This window comes from Trichococcus pasteurii (assembly GCF_900112935.1).
GTDB lineage: Bacteria > Bacillota > Bacilli > Lactobacillales > Aerococcaceae > Trichococcus > Trichococcus pasteurii.
On sequence record NZ_FONM01000009.1, the window covers coordinates 72,328 to 89,906 of the forward strand.

15 protein-coding genes are annotated in these 17,579 nt (G+C 47.0%); 12 read left to right on the forward strand and 3 right to left on the reverse strand.

What is annotated here, in order from left to right; translation table 11 throughout:
• Positions 1 to 4: 4 nt before the first annotated feature.
• From BM184_RS08990 to mgtE, 5 genes are all read left to right on the forward strand, one after another.
• Positions 5 to 835 carry an NAD kinase gene (locus BM184_RS08990; protein ID WP_086943409.1) on the forward strand — a complete coding sequence of 277 codons (831 nt, stop codon included), beginning with the start codon at positions 5 to 7 and terminating at the stop codon, positions 833 to 835.
• A gap of 2 nt (positions 836 to 837) precedes the next feature.
• Positions 838 to 1,791 (forward strand): NAD(P)-dependent oxidoreductase, encoded by a 954-nt coding sequence (locus BM184_RS08995; RefSeq protein ID WP_086943408.1) that lies wholly within the window; start codon positions 838 to 840, stop codon positions 1,789 to 1,791.
• Between the two features lie 104 nt (positions 1,792 to 1,895).
• Positions 1,896 to 2,051, forward strand: coding sequence for a hypothetical protein (locus tag BM184_RS15285; RefSeq protein ID WP_177208608.1), 156 nt, complete (start codon positions 1,896 to 1,898; stop codon positions 2,049 to 2,051).
• Positions 2,052 to 2,094: 43 nt separating this feature from the next.
• On the forward strand, positions 2,095 to 2,982 hold the full coding sequence (locus BM184_RS09005) for an RluA family pseudouridine synthase (protein WP_375152991.1): 888 nt from the start codon (positions 2,095 to 2,097) through the stop codon (positions 2,980 to 2,982).
• Positions 2,963 to 4,333 (forward strand): magnesium transporter, encoded by a 1,371-nt coding sequence (gene mgtE, locus BM184_RS09010; protein ID WP_245830754.1) that lies wholly within the window; start codon positions 2,963 to 2,965, stop codon positions 4,331 to 4,333. The genes BM184_RS09005 and mgtE overlap by 20 nt, the downstream gene beginning before the upstream one ends.
• A gap of 70 nt (positions 4,334 to 4,403) precedes the next feature.
• Here mgtE and BM184_RS09015 read toward each other — a convergent pair whose 3' ends face one another.
• On the reverse strand, positions 4,404 to 4,838 hold the full coding sequence (locus tag BM184_RS09015) for a GNAT family N-acetyltransferase (protein WP_245830752.1): 435 nt from the start codon (positions 4,836 to 4,838) through the stop codon (positions 4,404 to 4,406).
• Positions 4,839 to 4,993: 155 nt separating this feature from the next.
• On the opposite strand from BM184_RS09015, the gene BM184_RS09020 reads away from it, so the two are divergent.
• The 5 genes from BM184_RS09020 (at position 4,994) to BM184_RS09045 (ending at position 12,386) form a co-directional block, all read left to right on the forward strand.
• On the forward strand, positions 4,994 to 6,070 hold the full coding sequence (locus tag BM184_RS09020) for a M42 family metallopeptidase (protein ID WP_086943403.1): 1,077 nt from the start codon (positions 4,994 to 4,996) through the stop codon (positions 6,068 to 6,070).
• On the forward strand, positions 6,058 to 7,161 hold the full coding sequence (locus BM184_RS09025; RefSeq protein WP_086943402.1) for an AI-2E family transporter: 1,104 nt from the start codon (positions 6,058 to 6,060) through the stop codon (positions 7,159 to 7,161). Before BM184_RS09020 ends, BM184_RS09025 begins: the two co-directional genes overlap by 13 nt.
• A 180-nt stretch (positions 7,162 to 7,341) precedes the next feature.
• A complete protein-coding gene (locus BM184_RS09030; RefSeq protein WP_086943401.1) occupies positions 7,342 to 8,700 on the forward strand; it encodes an FAD-dependent oxidoreductase in 1,359 nt (452 codons plus the stop codon).
• Between the two features lie 175 nt (positions 8,701 to 8,875).
• The gene (locus BM184_RS09035) at positions 8,876 to 10,276 is read left to right on the forward strand and encodes a hemolysin family protein (protein WP_086943400.1); all 1,401 of its coding nucleotides are present in this window, start codon (positions 8,876 to 8,878) and stop codon (positions 10,274 to 10,276) included.
• A gap of 532 nt (positions 10,277 to 10,808) precedes the next feature.
• Entirely contained in the window at positions 10,809 to 12,386 is a 1,578-nt protein-coding gene (locus tag BM184_RS09045) for a peptide chain release factor 3 (protein WP_086943398.1), read from the forward strand.
• A gap of 96 nt (positions 12,387 to 12,482) precedes the next feature.
• Here BM184_RS09045 and BM184_RS09050 read toward each other — a convergent pair whose 3' ends face one another.
• Positions 12,483 to 12,758 (reverse strand): DUF1827 family protein, encoded by a 276-nt coding sequence (locus BM184_RS09050; protein WP_068623254.1) that lies wholly within the window; start codon positions 12,756 to 12,758, stop codon positions 12,483 to 12,485.
• Between the two features lie 161 nt (positions 12,759 to 12,919).
• Positions 12,920 to 15,124 (reverse strand): ATP-dependent Clp protease ATP-binding subunit, encoded by a 2,205-nt coding sequence (locus BM184_RS09055; RefSeq protein ID WP_086943397.1) that lies wholly within the window; start codon positions 15,122 to 15,124, stop codon positions 12,920 to 12,922.
• A gap of 396 nt (positions 15,125 to 15,520) precedes the next feature.
• On the opposite strand from BM184_RS09055, the gene BM184_RS09060 reads away from it, so the two are divergent.
• Positions 15,521 to 15,787, forward strand: coding sequence for a phosphocarrier protein HPr (locus tag BM184_RS09060; protein WP_068559983.1), 267 nt, complete (start codon positions 15,521 to 15,523; stop codon positions 15,785 to 15,787).
• A gap of 1 nt (position 15,788) precedes the next feature.
• Complete coding sequence (gene ptsP / locus BM184_RS09065) at positions 15,789 to 17,519, forward strand: phosphoenolpyruvate--protein phosphotransferase (protein ID WP_086943396.1); 1,731 nt, start codon at positions 15,789 to 15,791, stop codon at positions 17,517 to 17,519.
• Positions 17,520 to 17,579 lie beyond the last annotated feature (60 nt).

Sequence of the window (17,579 nt, forward strand, 5' to 3'; positions counted from 1 at the left end):
GGATATGAAAATTGCACTGGTCCATAACCAGACGCCAGAGACTTTATCCGTCGCGGCGAAGTTCAAAGAGATGTGCCTCTCTGAAAAAATCGAAATTGTCACGGATTATCCTGATCTAGTGGTATCGATTGGGGGGGACGGCACATTGCTTTCGGCTTTCCATAAATACGAAGACCAATTGAGCCAGGTGCGTTTTGTGGGGATCCATACTGGGCATCTGGGCTTTTATACGGATTGGCGGACCTATGAACTGCCAGAACTAGTGGAAAGCTTGAAGCATGACAAAGGGGAAAGCGTCAGCTACCCGTTGCTCGATGTCCGCGTCAAGTATGCGGATGAGGAGGAAGAAACCCGCTACATCGCTCTGAACGAAGCAAGTTTGAAGAAAATGGACGGAACGATGGTTTGCGATATCTATGTAAAGGATGAACTGTTCGAGACATTCCGTGGCGATGGCCTTTGTGTATCCACGCCTACAGGGTCGACTGGGTTCAGCAAATCGCTTGGCGGAGCCGTAATCCATCCCCGAACGGAAGCCATCCAGCTGACTGAGATGGCCTCAGTGAATAACCGCATCTATCGGACGCTGAGCTCGCCCATGATCATCGCGAAAGACGAATGGATCGTCATTTATCCACACAAGGAAGATCGCTTGATTTTGTCTGTAGATCATTTGACATTCAAGAAAAGAAGCATCGAACGACTGGTTTACCGGATTGCCCAGGAGCGCGTGCATTTTGCGCGTTACCGTCACACGCATTTCTGGGATCGGGTCGAAGATGCGTTCATCGGCGTAAAGAAAAACGACAGGAACGAACGGACAAAGGAGCGGTGAATATGTCAACCAAAAAGTGGCTGCTGAAGACACGTTTGAAGGAACAGCACATCGAAACGCTGAAGGGACTTTATCCCGATCACGAGATGGTTACCGATGATGCGGAAACAGAAGCATTCGGTGAGGTCGAGTGGACTGTCGGCTGGAACGACAGATTGACCGGCCTGTTGGAGGAAGGGCAATTGCCTTCCTTAAGATGGGTCCAAGCGATTTCGGCTGGCGTGAACAGCCTACCGTTGGCAACCTTTGAAAGACGAGGAATTTATTTGACGAACGCGAGCGGTATCCACGCCGAACCGATTGCTGAATACGTCATCGGCGTATTACTTTCGCATATGCGCGGATTGAAAACTGCAATCCTGAATCAGCCGCAACGCAAATGGGAACAGACCACGGAGCTCCAGGAACTGAAAGGCAAAACGATGATGATTGTAGGGGCAGGCCACATCGGCAATCGACTGGGAGAATTGGCTAAAGCATTCGGTATGAAAGTCATCGCTGTCAATCGCAGCGGCAAGGAGTTACCGGGCTTGGATGTGACGGTCAAAATGGATAATATCGGCACTGTCATCGACTTTGCGGATGTTGTCGTGGATGTCCTCCCCCAAACGGATGAAACCTACCATGTTTTTGATGATGCCCTCTTCTCGCGCATGAAAAAGGGTGTTCTCTTTGTGAATGTCGGACGTGGCGTCACGGTTGACAGCGATAGCCTCGTCAAGGCATTGGACAACGGAACAGTGGCGTATGCGGCTTTGGATGTGTTCGACGAGGAACCGTTGCCTGCCGAAAGTCCATTGTGGAAGCATGAAAAGATACTGATTACGCCGCATTTTTCGGGTGTGGTTGAGCATTTCCGGGATAATCTGTTTGAAGTTGTCTTGGAAAATGCAAAGAGTTACAAGAAAGACGGCAAACCAAGCCGCAACCTGATCGATTTTGAAAAAAAATATTAACAGATAAGGCAAGGCTGCACCAGCGAGTCAGATGGTGCGGCTCTTTTTGTGGGTCAATTTTTTTTTGCATGATGACGGGGCATGAGTTGTGGAATGTCCTCATTTTGGTTAGAATAGGAATGTATGTTGCCGGGCGGGATCCTGAAGGTTTCAGGATCATTGTATTGCCGGGTGATCTGTTCAATGTCTGGATCAGCACAGAACAAACCAAGGCGGCTGTTCCGCACGTAGAGATTTGGTATAGAGTAGGGGTAGTGTAGAGTGATTTTTAGCTGGATATATGAAAAAGAAGAGACGATACAGATGAAGACTTTTTTACGTTCCAAGGGAATATCAAAAAGTCTATTGGCTACCATCAAATTTGATGGTGGCAGTATCTGGCTGAACGGTAAAGAAAGAACGGTACTGGCGACCTTGGAAAAAGGCGATAAAGTAATGATCCGGATTCCGGATGAAGGGGAACATGAAACGACTGTCGGGGTGGATATGCCTTTGGACATTTTGTTTGAGGACGACCACTTTTTGGTTGTGAACAAACCGTTTGGCGCTGCTTCCATCCCATCAAAGGTGCACCCGCGTCTTTCCATGGCGAATCGCGTCAAAGGCTACTACCAACGCCAGGGCTACGTGGACCAAGTCATCCATATTGTTACGCGTCTGGATCGTGATACGACCGGCGTCATGCTTTTTGCAAGGCATGGGTATGCGCATGCTCTGATGGATACGCTATTGCGCAACAAGGAAGTCGACAAAACGTATCGGGCGATTTTATCCGAACCGGTGCTGACGCAGCCGCACGGATTCATCGATGCCCCTATCGGCAGGACAGAGGATTCGATCATGACGCGAATGGTCAGGGAAGACGGAAAACAAGCGCTGACTGAATATTGGTTGGATCAGTCCTATCCGGATGGGCAGACTGTGAAAATCAAGTTGCATACGGGAAGGACCCATCAAATTCGGGTGCATTTCACCTCAATTGGTGCGCCTCTGCTTGGGGATGACCTTTATGGTGGCAAAGCTGACCCAGAAATGTTGCGGCAAGCCCTGCATTGCGAGTCATTGGCATTTGTGCATCCGATCAGTGGGGAATTCTTAAAGATAGAAGCGCCGTTGCCGGATGATTTCATCAAATGGGAAAGCAGACAGAGAGAAAAGGAGGCTGATATCCGTGTTGGAACCACAATATGAATTTGACCTGGACGAAGCGCTGGCGAAAATCCGCGAATCGCTCCAGGGCGAGGATATAGAAAAATTCCGTTCCGATTTTTTGGACTATCACCTCTACGATCAGGCCCAGATTTATCTGGCTTTGGCGCCTGAGGAACGCATCACGATGTACAATTATCTCTCAGCAAATGAAATGGCCGACATGTTCGAAATCATCGAAGAAGATGTCGAGTCGATCGAAGCGTATCTTTTGGAAATGAACAATCAATACGCTGCCGACATGTTGGCCAACATGTACGCCGATAATGCCGTGGATATGCTGAAGCAACTGAAGGATGAACGGATTTGGCTTTATCTGCGCTTAATGCCAGTGGAATCAGCGAAAGAAATCCGGGCCTTGTTGAATTATAAAGATGAGACTGCCGGGGCCATCATGACGCCGGAATTCGTCTCGATCGTCGCCAATCAGACAGTCCGATCGGCGATGGCCATCCTTAAAAGCAAAGCGCCTAATGCGGAAACAATCTACTATATCTACGTCGTCAATGTGGATAATGTGCTGGTCGGGGTCATTTCCTTGAGGGATCTGATCGTGAACGATGAAGACATGATGATCGGCGATATCATGAGCGAGCGGATCGTATCCGTGAACGTAAACGAAGGGCAAGAAGATGTTGCCCATAAAATCCGGGACTATGACTTCCTGGCTGTGCCGGTAGTCGACGAAAACAATGTATTGTTGGGGATCATCACCGTCGATGACATCATCGACGTCATCGATGAGGAAGCCATCAGTGACTTCTCCGGTTTGGCCGGGGTCGACGTTGAGGAGCAATCAGAAAATCCGTTTGTGGCAGCATCCAAACGGTTGCCTTGGTTGATTACGCTATTATTCTTGGGTATGGGAACGTCAACCTTGATTAGTCAATATCAAGGTTTGATTTCGGATGCATCGATTCTTTCCGTATTTGTCACCTTGATCACCGGAACATCCGGTAATGCGGGGACACAATCACTTGCCGTCGCCGTCCGGAAAATCGGCATGCAGGATGATGAGGAGAAAAATTTGTTCCGTACCATTTTATCCGAGTTGGCGACAGGATTTATCTCAGGGTTAGTGACTGGTGTCTCGATTGCGCTTGTCATCGGTGTTTGGAAACAGAATTTCATCTTGGGTGGGATCATCGGCATTTCCATGCTGGTTGCCATCACGGTGGCGAATCTGGCAGGTAGCTTGATTCCGGTATTGATGGATCGTCTTGGCTTTGATCCTGCCGTTGCAAGCGGACCGTTCATCTCGACATTCAGCGATTTGACTTCCGTCTTGATCTATTTCAACATCGCAAAACATTTTATCAGCACCCTCATGTAGGTGCAAAAAAAAGGCAACGGACACAGCCAAAGCGGCTGTTTGTCCATTGCCTGTTTTTTTTGGCTCAGTGCTATAGTATTTTATCCATGTCGTGGTGGAGAATCCCGGCTTCTTCGTATTCTTCGCCGCAGATGGTGTAGCCGACTTTTTCGTAAAAACCTATGGCATGATTCTGGGCTCCGAGGAACAGGCGCTTGCCTCCGAGTTCACGGACGTGCCTTTCGATTTCCTGCATGAGGATGCTGCCGTATTTCTTTTCCCGTGCGGCTTTGCGGATGGCAACACGCTGCACTTTGTATTTGCCGTTTTCCATCGGATAGATGCGGGCTGTGGCAACAGGGATGGATTCTTCATATCCGACGAGATGCAGGGTTTTGTCTTCCAAATCGTCGATTTCTATGGAAACCGGCACCTGTTGCTCCTCCACGAATACTTCTTTACGGATGTCCAAGGCATCCTTGTAGGTTTTGGATTTTAGATTTTGTGTCCATTCAAAATGCAACAACGCGTATTCCTCGCTTTCGAAATTTGGTGGGTTCGCAGAACCTCTTTTCTTATTTTACCTGATTCGGCATTTTTTGTCTGAATTAATTGCTTTTGTCTTTTTTAACCGGGTTCTTTTGCTATACTTATATAATCAGCAAGAGGAGGAAATAATTTATGCCAGAAATAATCGAAACGATCCAACAATTGACAAACATCCCGTCGCCGACTGGATATACCGCAGAAATCATTGATTTTCTGGATGAAAACCTGAAACAGAAGGGGTACCAACCTGAAAAAAACAACAAGGGCAGCCTGATGGTGACGGTAAGAGGTACCGAAAATCAAAGCCGACGCTTTGTGACAGCGCATATCGATACGCTTGGGGCGATGGTGCGCGCGATCAAACCGGATGGAAGGTTGAAAATCGACCTGATCGGCGGATTCACTTATCATTCGATTGATGGTGAATACTGCACGGTCCACAGCGCCGCAACAGGAAAAGACTGGACGGGAACGATATTGTTGCACCAAACGAGTGTCCATGTCTACAAAGATGCGCGCACGGCTGAACGCAGTCAAGACAATATGGAGATCCGTCTGGATGCGGAAGTGCACTCCGCCAAAGATGTCACTTCGCTTGGCATCGGGGTAGGGGATTTCATCAGCTTTGCGCCTCGGACAGAGATTACCCCGACCGGTTACATCAAGTCAAGGCATCTGGACGATAAAGCCAGTGCGGCTATCCTGCTGCAGTTCCTGCACCGCATCGCGGACGAAAACCTGACGCTGCCTTATACGACCTGCTTCTTCTTTTCGAACAATGAGGAAATCGGCTACGGAGGCAACTCGAATATGCCGCCGCACACGGTGGAATATTTGGCTGTCGATATGGGAGCGATGGGTGACGATCAGCAGACTGACGAGTATACGGTGTCCATCTGCGTGAAGGATGGGTCGGGTCCCTACCACTTCGGACTTCGACAACAGTTGGTCGGACTATGCGAATCGCAAGAGATCCCTTACAAACTGGATATTTATCCGTTTTATGGAAGCGATGCTTCTGCAGCCATGAAAGCGGGTTGGGACGTGCGCCATGCTTTGATCGGACCGGGAATCGATGCCAGCCACGCCTATGAGCGGACCCATCGGAAGTCCCTGGAAGCCTGCGCCAGACTGTTGGAAGCGTATCTGTCCGCTCCGATGATCGGCAAACAGCCTGGGAAACAAGGGGATATTGAATGGAACAATTAAGAAAAACGAATCTGCTCTACTGGAGTGTTTGGCTTTTGGTGATGGCGTGCCTGGTTTGGGTATCCACAAAAATCGATTTTATTTTTTATCCGATCGGCGCCTTCATCTCGACGATATTCACGCCAGTGCTCGTGGCAGGGTTTCTGTATTATATTTTCACGCCGTTCATCGAAATGTTGGAGCATAGGCTCAACATCAAACGGCCGGTAGGCATCCTAATAGTCATGGTACTGCTGATCGGCATCGTCATCTTCTCATTTCTGGGGCTCATTCCGAATCTCGTAAGCCAAATCGGAGAACTGTTGACGAATTTACCTGGCGTGGTCCGTTCCTTGAACAAACTCTATCAGCAAGTGATTGAACAGGAATGGGTTCAGAGACTGGACATTCCGACCCAATTGTCCCAGTTGAGCGGAAATGTCCAAAGCAGCATCAGCACCTTCCTGAATGGCTTGACGGGCAGCATCGGTTCCGTACTGTCGGCTGTAGCCAATATCGCCTTACTTGTCGTCATCATTCCGCTGATTTTTTTCTACATGCTGAAGGATGGCCATAAGTTTCCTGAAGCGGTTGCCCAATTGCTGCCGCACGAATATTCAGCAGATGTGCTGGCGCTCTTTAAGGAAATCAACAAAACAATCGCCAAATACATCAGCGGGCAGGCGCTTGTCTGTTTGTTCGTAGGGACATTCACCTTTATCGGGTATCTGCTGATCGGATTGCCGTACGCCTTCCTGCTTGGGGTCACGGCAGCCATCACGAATATCATTCCCTACCTTGGGCCATACATCGGCTTAGTTCCAGCCGCGATAATCGGGCTGACTGTCTCGCCGGCAAAAGCCTTGTTGGTCTGTGCCGTTGTGCTGGTGGTACAGCAAGTGGAATCGAACATCATTTCACCGAATGTCTTGGGCAAAACGCTGGATATGCATCCCCTGACGATCCTGTTTCTGCTCTTGGCGGCAGGGAAAATCTTTGGTGTATTGGGAATGATATTGGCGATTCCCGCGTATGCAGTAGTGAAAACCATTGTCCAATATGTCCACGGTTATGTTAAAAACAGAAGAAAAAAAGTGTTGCATAAACAATAATAAAAATTAATATGGATTCCAAGGGTTATTGATTGCTTTTTACCTTTGGAATCCTTTATTATGTAAAAAGTATTAAGAGCATAACGAATCAATTTGTGCAGTTTTTATTATGAATTATGAGAATGATGGCAATTGGTTTGTGCAAAATATATTAATGCGGAAAATTTAGGAGGAAGCATAATGAAAGTGATCGTAGTGGGATGTACACATGCCGGAACGTCAGCAGTGAAGACAATTTTGAAGGAGAATCCAGGTACTGAATTAACAGTATACGAAAGAAACGACAACGTTTCATTCCTGTCATGCGGGATTGCGCTTTACGTCGGCGGTGTCGTGAAAGATCCACAAGGATTATTCTATTCTAACCCTGAGGAGCTCGCTTCATTGGGCGCAAACGTAAACATGCAACATGATGTAACAAACATTGATACAGCTACAAAAACTGTTTCTGTGAAAAACTTAGTTACCGGAGAAGAATTCCAAGACACTTACGATAAGTTGGTTTTGACAATCGGATCGTGGCCAATCATCCCTCCAATCGACGGCATCCAAAGCAAAAATGTTTTGCTTTGCAAAAACTACAACCAAGCAAAAGAAATCATCGCACGCAAAGATGACAAAAAGAAAATCGTCGTTGTCGGCGGCGGCTACATCGGTATCGAGTTGGTGGAAGCATTTGCCAACGACGGAAAAGAAGTTACATTGGTCGATGGTTTGGATCGCATTCTGAACAAATATTTGGATTCTGAATTCACGGACATCCTTGAAGATGACTTGCGCGCACATGGCGTAAAAGTACAATTGAATGAAATGGTTAAAGGCTTCAAAGACAATGAAGCTGGAGACATCACAACCGTTGTGACGACAGGCGGAGAATACGAAGCTGAAATGGTCATCTTATGCGTAGGGTTCCGACCGAACACTGACCTTGTCAAAGGCCAAGTGGATATGATGAAGAACGGTGCCATCATCGTGAATGACTACATGCAAACAAGCTTGCCTGACGTATACGCAGCAGGAGACAGCTGTGCTGTAAACTACAATCCGAACGATGGACATGCATATATTCCGTTGGCAACAAATGCTGTGCGTATGGGATTATTGGTCGGCAAAAACATCAACGGTCCTAAAATGAAATACCGCGGAACCCAATCCACTTCCGGATTGTACCTGAACGGCTTCACTATCGGTTCTACCGGTGTGAATGACGCAAGTGCTGCAGCTTTCGGACTTGAAACACGTTCCGTAGTTCTGGAAGACTTCTACCGTCCGGAATTCATGCCTTCAAATGAAAAAGTGTTGATGAAACTTGTCTACGAAGTAGGCACGAACCGCATCGTCGGTGGACAGCTGATGTCCAAGTATGACATCACACAATCAGCCAACACCTTGTCATTGGCTATCCAAAATAAAATGACGATCGAAGATTTGGCTCTGGTCGACTTCTTCTTCCAACCTCACTTTGACCGTCCTTGGAACTACTTGAACTTGTTGGCTCAAAAAGCTTTGGAACAAGAAGCGGAATTAGCTGCTAAATAATTCAATCCCATAATTTGGAACCCCTCCTTTAATCGATCCGTTGATTATTGGAGGGGTTCTTTGTGGGGGGAATGGTATATCCGGATAAAACACTTGTTTTTTTTGCCGGGTCATTAGATAATGAAAGATAACAATCCACTCTCAAAGAGATATAAAAACGAAGGAGAAACAATCTATGACCACAGACCCCAGTAATCAGACCTTGCTTTGGCAACTGCTGCTGATTGCGGTATTGACATTGGTGAACGCATTTTTTGCGGCATCCGAAATCGCATTTGTTTCATTGAATAAAAATAGGGTGGCGAACCAAGCCATCAAAGGGGATGAAAAAGCGCGCAAAATTTTGGCGCTTTTGGATCATTCCGATGACTTTTTGGCGACTATCCAAGTTGCCATCACTTTCGCGGGCTTCCTTTCCAGTGCTTCGGCTGCCAATACATTCGCAGCCAAACTCGATCCCTATTTGAGCAATATACCAGGAGCGGAACAGGCCGCCATTCTGATCGTGACATTAATGCTCTCCTACATTTCTTTGGTTTTCGGTGAACTGTACCCGAAACAACTCGGTCTGCAACGCCCTGAAGAAGTGGCGCGCGCTGGTGCTGGCTTCATCACTGTCGTGCAAAAACTGATGAGGCCCTTCGTTTGGTTCTTGTCTTTTTCAACGAGCGTCCTTGAAAAAATGACGCCGATCACGTTCACAAGCGGCAACGATATGTTTTCGCGTGAAGAAGTGCGGGAGCTTTTGGAGAAGAGCAGCGATGAAGGGACCATCGAACGGATGGAATTCAATATGCTGAAAGGGGTGCTCTCCATGGACAATAAAATGGCCCGGGAGGTGATGGTGCCGAGGACGGACACCTTCATGCTGAATGTGAACGATGATGTCGAGGAAAACATAGAGGCCGCCTTGGATTCACCGTATACGCGCATACCCATCTATGAGGATGACAAAGATAATATTATCGGTGTGCTGCATCTGAAAAATCTGTTGAAGGAATCCAAGAACACGCCGATCGACCAGATCGATCTGCGGAAAATCATGAATGAGCCTCTGTTTGTCCCGGAAACCATTCTTACGGATGAGTTGATGTCCTACCTGAAGAAAAGCCATAACCAATTGGCGTTGCTCCATGACGAATACGGAGGCATGGTAGGGATTGTGACCTTGGAGGACATTTTGGAAGAAATCGTTGGCGATATCGAGGATGAATACGATGAGAGCTATGTGCTGATCGAGCGGATCGGCGATAATGTATACGAAGCCGATGGGGCTACGCCTTTGCATCGCTTCAATGATTATTTTGGCACGCAACTTGAATCAGCGGATGTCGATACGATCGCCGGTTATCTGTTGACCGAGTTGGGTGAGTTTCCGGAAGAAAATGAGCAAGCATCCATCGAAGAGAACGGATTGACCATCAAAACGTTGGAGTTCGACAATCGCCGTCTTTTGAAAGTCGGGGTGTCTTATATCAATGAGAACGACCGGCCCGCAAAAGAACGTTTCAAAGAGGACGAGGCAGCGGCTGAAGAAACCGCCGATGAAGCGGAAGAAACAGAAGGAAGAGACTGAATGATGAGCAGTTTTGCCCGGATCGATAAAAGTCGGTCAGGGGGAGGCTGCTTTTTTGCATGCGGGATAGTATACCTACTGATAACCAACCCGTATTTTGGGTCCGCATACTGTCGCAAGGGAAATCTTGTGGAATGCTCGGATTTCTTGTATAATAACAAAGGTATTGTCGTGGGTTAGCGTGTGCATATTGCTCATGCTATCTTTTTGTGTGATGGAAAGTAGATAATATTTTGAAAACAAAAGTGCATCACCACAGGTGCTTCACGGGTTTGCGAAATGTTTTATCCAATCAAGAAGTTGGCTAGCTTCACGGGTTAGCCCTTCGGAATTTAGGAAGGAATCCCTTGTCTCTACGAGCCAAGGATACTGTTCGACTAACCTGCTGACGCAGGAAGTCTCTCAGCAATTGCGCTCTTCGATGCTCAGTCGGCACGATTTCCTAAAATTCATTCAGGGCTGAACGAACCCGTTCCGCTTTTCTTACGTTCACGATGTCACGATAGAGATATTTGGAAAAAAGGGGAACAACATGACTCAAACATTAGCAGATAAAGTAAAAGCAAGAAGAACATTTGCCATCATTTCCCATCCGGATGCCGGTAAAACGACCATCACGGAGCAGTTGCTGTTGTTCGGGGGCGCAATCCGCCAAGCCGGGACGGTAAAAGGGAAAAAATCAGGCAAATTCGCCAAATCGGATTGGATGGATATTGAAAAACAAAGGGGTATTTCGGTAACCAGTTCGGTCATGCAGGTTGATTATGACGGCAAACAGATCAATATTTTGGACACGCCCGGACATGAGGATTTCTCGGAAGATACGTACCGTACTCTGATGGCTGTGGACAGCGCGGTGATGGTCATCGACAGCGGGAAAGGGATTGAGCCGCAGACAAAGAAATTATTCAAAGTCTGCAGTATGCGAGGGATTCCGATCTTCACCTTCATCAATAAATTGGACCGTGATGGCCGCGAGCCGATGGATCTGATAGCGGAATTGGAAGAAGTATTGGGGATTGATGCTTATCCGATGAACTGGCCGATGGGCATGGGGAAAAATTTGTTGGGTCTCTATGACATCTACAATAATCGCGTTGAATTGACTCATCCAGAAGAGAATGAAGACAATGATTTTCTGCCGCTGAATGAGGACGGCGAAATCGAAGGCGATTATCAAGTGACGCATTCAACCATCTATACCCAAGCGGTTGAAGATGTTCAATTGCTGAAAGAGGCGGGCAACGACTTTTCTGAAGAAGCGATTGCAGCCGGGAAACTGACGCCTGTCTTCTTCGGATCAGCTTTGACTGGCTTCGGCGTTCAGACATTCCTTGATGCCTTTGTGGATTTTGCTCCGAGCCCAAGTGAGCATGTGACAGTAGCGGACGAGATCGTTGAACCTACTGACGAAAATTTCACCGGCTTCATCTTCAAGATCCAAGCAAATATGAATCCGGCTCACCGGGACAGGATTGCTTTCGTGCGGGTATGCTCTGGTGAATTCAAACCCGGAATGGATGTTTTTGTGACCCGTACAGGCAAAAAAATCAAACTGGCGCATACAACGCAGTTCATGGCCGATTCCCGCGAACAAGTCCAGACGGCAGTAGCAGGGGACATCATCGGACTTTACGATACCGGCAACTTCCAGATCGGCGATACGATCCATGAAGGCAAAAAAGGACTTCAGTTCGAAGCTTTGCCGCAATTTACACCTGAACTGTTCATGAAAGTCACTCCGAAAAACGTCATGAAACAGAAATCCTTCCATAAAGGTGTGCAACAGCTAGTTCAAGAAGGGGCGATCCAGTTGTACAAAACCTACCACACAGAAGATTACATTTTGGGTGCGGTCGGTCAATTGCAGTTTGAAGTGTTCCAGTACCGTTTGTTGCATGAATACAACGCGGAAGTCGAAATGACGCCGATGGGCTCCAAAATTGCGCGATGGATTGATCCGGAAGATTTGGATCCGAATATGTCATCCAGCCGTAACTTATTGTGCCGCGACCGTTTCGGCAATCCTGTATTCCTTTTCGAAAACCAATTTGCTATGCGTTGGTTCGAGGACAAGTATCCGGAAGTCAAATTGACAGCTTTGCTTTAATTTGAACCATCAAAAAAAAACAAAAAACGCACATTGCTGAAAAGCAGTGTGCGTTTTGCGTTAAGAAGAGTTTTTTTCGAGTGCAAAAAATGTCAATCATTTAAGATGAGATAGCTCCACGAAGTTATGGCCAGGCATAACTTCCACATCGTCAACGGTAAGATGCAACAATTTCGTCAGAACAAAGTCGATTTCGCTTTGCTTCACACGACGGTTTTTGTTGAGGATAATGACATCCTCATGTGTTGCGGCACCGGTAAAGATGACTGTAGTTTGTCCCAAAGAATAAACTTTGACAAATTGAGCATCGGTGTTGGCCAATTGCTCACGTACAAGATCAGCGTGGCTATTTGTAACATCGATCAATTTCATGGACGAACACCCCTAACTTAGGTTGGCTGTTTATAGAATAATTATATAACAACTGTTAATTTATTTAAAGAGTAAACAAACAAATGAATAATTTTCATGGCCTTTCAAAGGAGAAAGGCAAGAGCCGCTTCTTGGACTCTTGCCTTTTGCGAAATCGTTTCTTATTCAGATGCCGTTGTTTCTGTGCGTTCGACTTTGCTTACGACCATCAGGTTGCCTTCTTCGTCCGCATCGACAAACAAATCTTTGATTTTCGGATTATCCAAGTAGAATTCGGCTACTTGGTCCTCGATCTGATCCTGAATGACGCGGCGCAGCGGGCGTGCGCCCATGCTTGGGTCATATCCCAGATCGATAAGTCGATCTTTTGCTTTCTGTGAGACGGTAACGCTGATTTCCTTATCCTTCAACAATTCGTTGACGTCATCCAACATCAGTGTGACGATGCTGCTCAAATTTTCTTTGGACAGCTGGTTGAATTCGACGATCGCATCGAAGCGGTTGATGAATTCAGGCTTGAAATAATCGCTCAAGCGGTTCAGGATGGAATGCGTCTTGCCTTTCATGGCTGCGCCGAATCCTACACTTGCTTCCTGGACGCCTGTGCCGGCATTGCTGGTCATGATGATGATGGTGTCTTTGAAGCTGACGGTCCTGCCTTGGGAGTCCGTCAGGCGACCGTCGTCAAGAATCTGCAGGAAGAGATGCATAACATCCGGATGGGCTTTTTCGACTTCATCCAACAGTAAAATGCTGTACGGGCTGCGGCGGACGCGCTCGGTCAATTGGCCGGCTTCGTCATAGCCGATGTACCCAGGAGGCGAACCGATCAATTTGGAGACGGCATGTTTTTCCATGTATTCGCTCATATCGAAGCGGATGATCGCGTCTTCGGTTCCGAACATTTCGATCGCCAACTGTTTGGCCAATTCGGTCTTGCCGACACCGGTAGGTCCCACGAACAGGAAAGAACCGATCGGACGGTTTTTGCGGCTTAATCCGATCCGGTTTCTGCGGATTGCTTTGGATACTTTGTCGATGGCTTCGTCCTGACCGATGACATTTTTCTTCAGATCGGCATCAAGGTTCTTCAATTGCGTCTGTTCTTTTTCAAGCAACTCACCGACCGGGATATTTGTTTTGATCTCAATGATCTTTTGGATATCCTGTTCCGTTACGACGGGATCGCCATCAGCTGGGGCCGGATTCTGTTTCATCTTAGTCAGATTTGTGATCTGATCGCGATAGTAGGCAGCTTTTTCGTAATCCTCAGCATGCAGGGCGGCTTGCTTTTCCTTTTCGGCCGTTTCGATGCGTTCCTCGATCTGTTTCGGATCGATGGCTTTGATGGTCAGGTTCTTTTTGGATCCGGACTCATCAAGCAGATCGATGGCCTTGTCGGGAAGGAAACGATCCTGGATATAGCGGTGCGACAATTTGACTGCCGCTTCCAGTGCCTTGTCCGTAAATTTGACATGGTGGTAATCTTCGTACTTCGGCCGGATGCCTTGGAGAATGATCAACGTCTGTTCAGGTGTCGGTTCATTCACGCGCACGGGCTGGAATCGGCGTTCCAATGCAGGGTCTTTCTCGATTCTGCGGTACTCATTCAGCGTTGTGGCGCCGACCAATTGCAGTTCGCCTCTCGCGAGGGCAGGCTTCAGGATGTTGCCTGCATCCATGCTTCCCTCAGCATTTCCTGCGCCAACGATTTCGTGGATTTCATCGATGAAGAGGATGATCTGTTTGTTCGCCCGGATTTCATCCATCAGCTTCTGCATCCGTTCTTCGAATTGGCCGCGGATGCCGGTTCCTTGAACGAGCGAGACGACGTCCAAACGGATTACTTCTTTTTCCAGTAATTTCTGAGGGACATCTCCGTCCACGATTTTTTGAGCAAGGCCTTCCACTACGGCTGTTTTACCGACGCCGGCTTCCCCAGTGAGCACAGGGTTGTTTTTCGTGCGGCGATTCAGGATTTCGATGACGCGTGCGATTTCGCTGTCCCTTCCGATGACAGGGTCGATACCGCCATCGCGGGCCAATTGCGTCAAGTTGATGCCGTATTCGTCCAGCAAGCCGCCTTTGCCGCCGCCTTTGCCTCCGCGGGCAGCTTCCGGGGCAGGAGGCTGTTGATAATTCTGTTCTTGGTTCTGCTGCATTTGTTTGAAGAAGGAATCCAGATTACCGAAAGAAAATGGGTCCACTGGGCCTTGGGATCTTGGATTCGGATTGTTTTGTTGCGATTGAGCGGCTTTGAACTCTTGGTAGCAGCTCTGGCATAAGTCGATTTGGCGTCTTTGTCCATTCACGCTGGCATACAGATGAATGGAGGCTTGGTTTTTTCCGCAATGTTGACAAAGCATGGCAATCTTCCTTTCTATATGGATCATAGCTACATGTATATTATAGTAGTAACGGCTAAGGAATACTCGCGAGAAGGTTTACTGACCAACTCTGACCTTATGGACCCATTATACATTGACCTATTTTGACTTTCAAGAGGTTTGACTTGGAATGAGGCAAAATTTTTATTCCGGGACGGTATCCAGCCAAATGGAAGGTTGTATTAAATTAGTGGCATTTCAACAATTATGACAAAAATTTGAACGAATCTATTTAAAACAGTTGTAGTATAAAGCGAAAAATGTTAATCTTATTTAATGAAAGGGTTATTTTTAATTCGTTTTTCCATTTTTCTGTTATAATGGAAACGTATCAAAAGTACCTTAAATAAATACATCTCAAAGGGGTTTATGACTATGGAAAGAAAAGAATATCACGTAATCGCAGAAACAGGGATTCACGCACGTCCAGCAACTTTATTGGTGCAAACTGCAAGCAAATTCAATTCTGATATTAATTTAGAATACAAAGGTAAATCTGTTAACTTAAAATCAATCATGGGTGTAATGTCATTAGGCGTAGGCCAAGGCGCTGATGTTGTCATCACTGCAGAAGGTCCGGACGAAGCTGACGCTATGGCTGGAATCACTGAAACAATGGTAAAAGAAGGGCTAGCAGAGTAATATGAAAAACCACTTACAAGGAATAGCAGCTAGTGATGGTATTGCAATTGCGAAAGCATATTTGCTTACTGAGCCGGATCTGTCCTTTGAGAAGCGTAAAGTGGAAGATTCAGAAGGCGAAGTTGCTCGCCTTTTGGAAAGCTTTGAAACCGCTAAATCAGAGGTAAGTGCAATCAGAGACAAAGCGGCAGTATCACTTGGCGAAGAAGAAGCACAAGTTTTTGATGCACATTTAATGGTATTATCCGATCCAGAAATGATCGGATCAATGAACGCCAACATTCGTGACAACGGTGTCAATGCTGAATCAGCACTTTCTGATGTTGCCGGCATGTTCATCGGTATGTTCGAAGCGATGGAAGACAACCCATACATGCAAGAGCGCGCAGCGGATATCCGCGACGTTACGGAGCGTGTATTGAGCCACTTGTTGGGCGTCAAAATCCCTAACCCATCGACAATCACAGAAGAAGTGATCGTCGTTGCCAAAGATTTGACTCCTAGTGACACTGCTCAATTGAACCGTGATTTTGTAAAAGGATTCGTTACCGATATCGGTGGACGCACATCCCACAGCGCAATCATGGCTCGCTCTTTGGAAATTCCTGCAATCGTAGGTTCAAAAGAGATCACACAAATCGTCAAAGACGGCGATATCATCATTTTGGATGGTTTGGACGGCGACGTCTACATCAACCCTGATGAAGAGACATTAGCTGCATACAAAAAGAAAGCTGAAGAGTTTTCTGCTATGCAAGCGGAATGGCACAAACTGAAGAATGCAGATACAGTGACTGCAGACGGTAAACATATCGAATTGGCAGCCAACATCGGAACGCCTAAAGATTTGGACGGCGTTATCGCTAACGGCGCTGAAGCGGTAGGTCTGTACCGTACTGAATTTCTGTACATGGATTCTTCGGACTTCCCGACAGAAGATGAGCAATTCGATGCTTATAAAGCTGTTTTGGAAGGCATGGAAGGCAAACCTGTCGTTGTTCGTACAATGGACATCGGTGGGGACAAAGAACTGCCTTACTTGGAATTGCCGAAAGAAATGAACCCATTCTTGGGTTACCGTGCAATCCGTATTTGTTTGGCTGAGCCAGAGATGTTCCGTACACAATTGCGTGCATTGTTGCGTGCTTCCGTTTACGGTAAATTACGCATCATGTTCCCGATGATTTCAACTCTGAACGAATTCAGAGCAGCAAAAGCGATGTTGGATGAAGAAAAAGCGAATCTATTGGCCGATGGCGTAGAAGTTGCTGATGATATCCAAGTAGGTATCATGATCGAAATCCCGGCAGCTGCTGTATTAGCTCATCAATTCGCTAAAGAAGTAGATTTCTTCAGTATCGGAACAAATGACTTGATCCAATACACAATGGCGGCAGACCGCATGAACCAACAAGTTTCTTACTTGTATCAACCATACAACCCAGCTATCCTTACGCTGATCAAGCATGTTATCGATGCTTCTCATGCTGAAGGCAAATGGACTGGCATGTGTGGCGAGATGGCCGGTGACCAAACAGCGGTTCCGTTGTTGGTAGGTCTTGGTTTGGATGAGTTCTCCATGAGCGCATCCAGCGTCCTGAAAACACGCAGCTTGATGAAACGTCTGGATTCCAAAGAAATGGAAACATTAGCGGACAAAGCGATCAATGAATGCACGACTGTCGAAGAAGTTATTGCATTAGTTGAAGAAATGAAAGCTAAGTTAGTTTAAGCCGATTCAGGCACAAAAGACCGGGCATGCTTGCATGCCTGGTCTTTTTGCGTGCCTGCG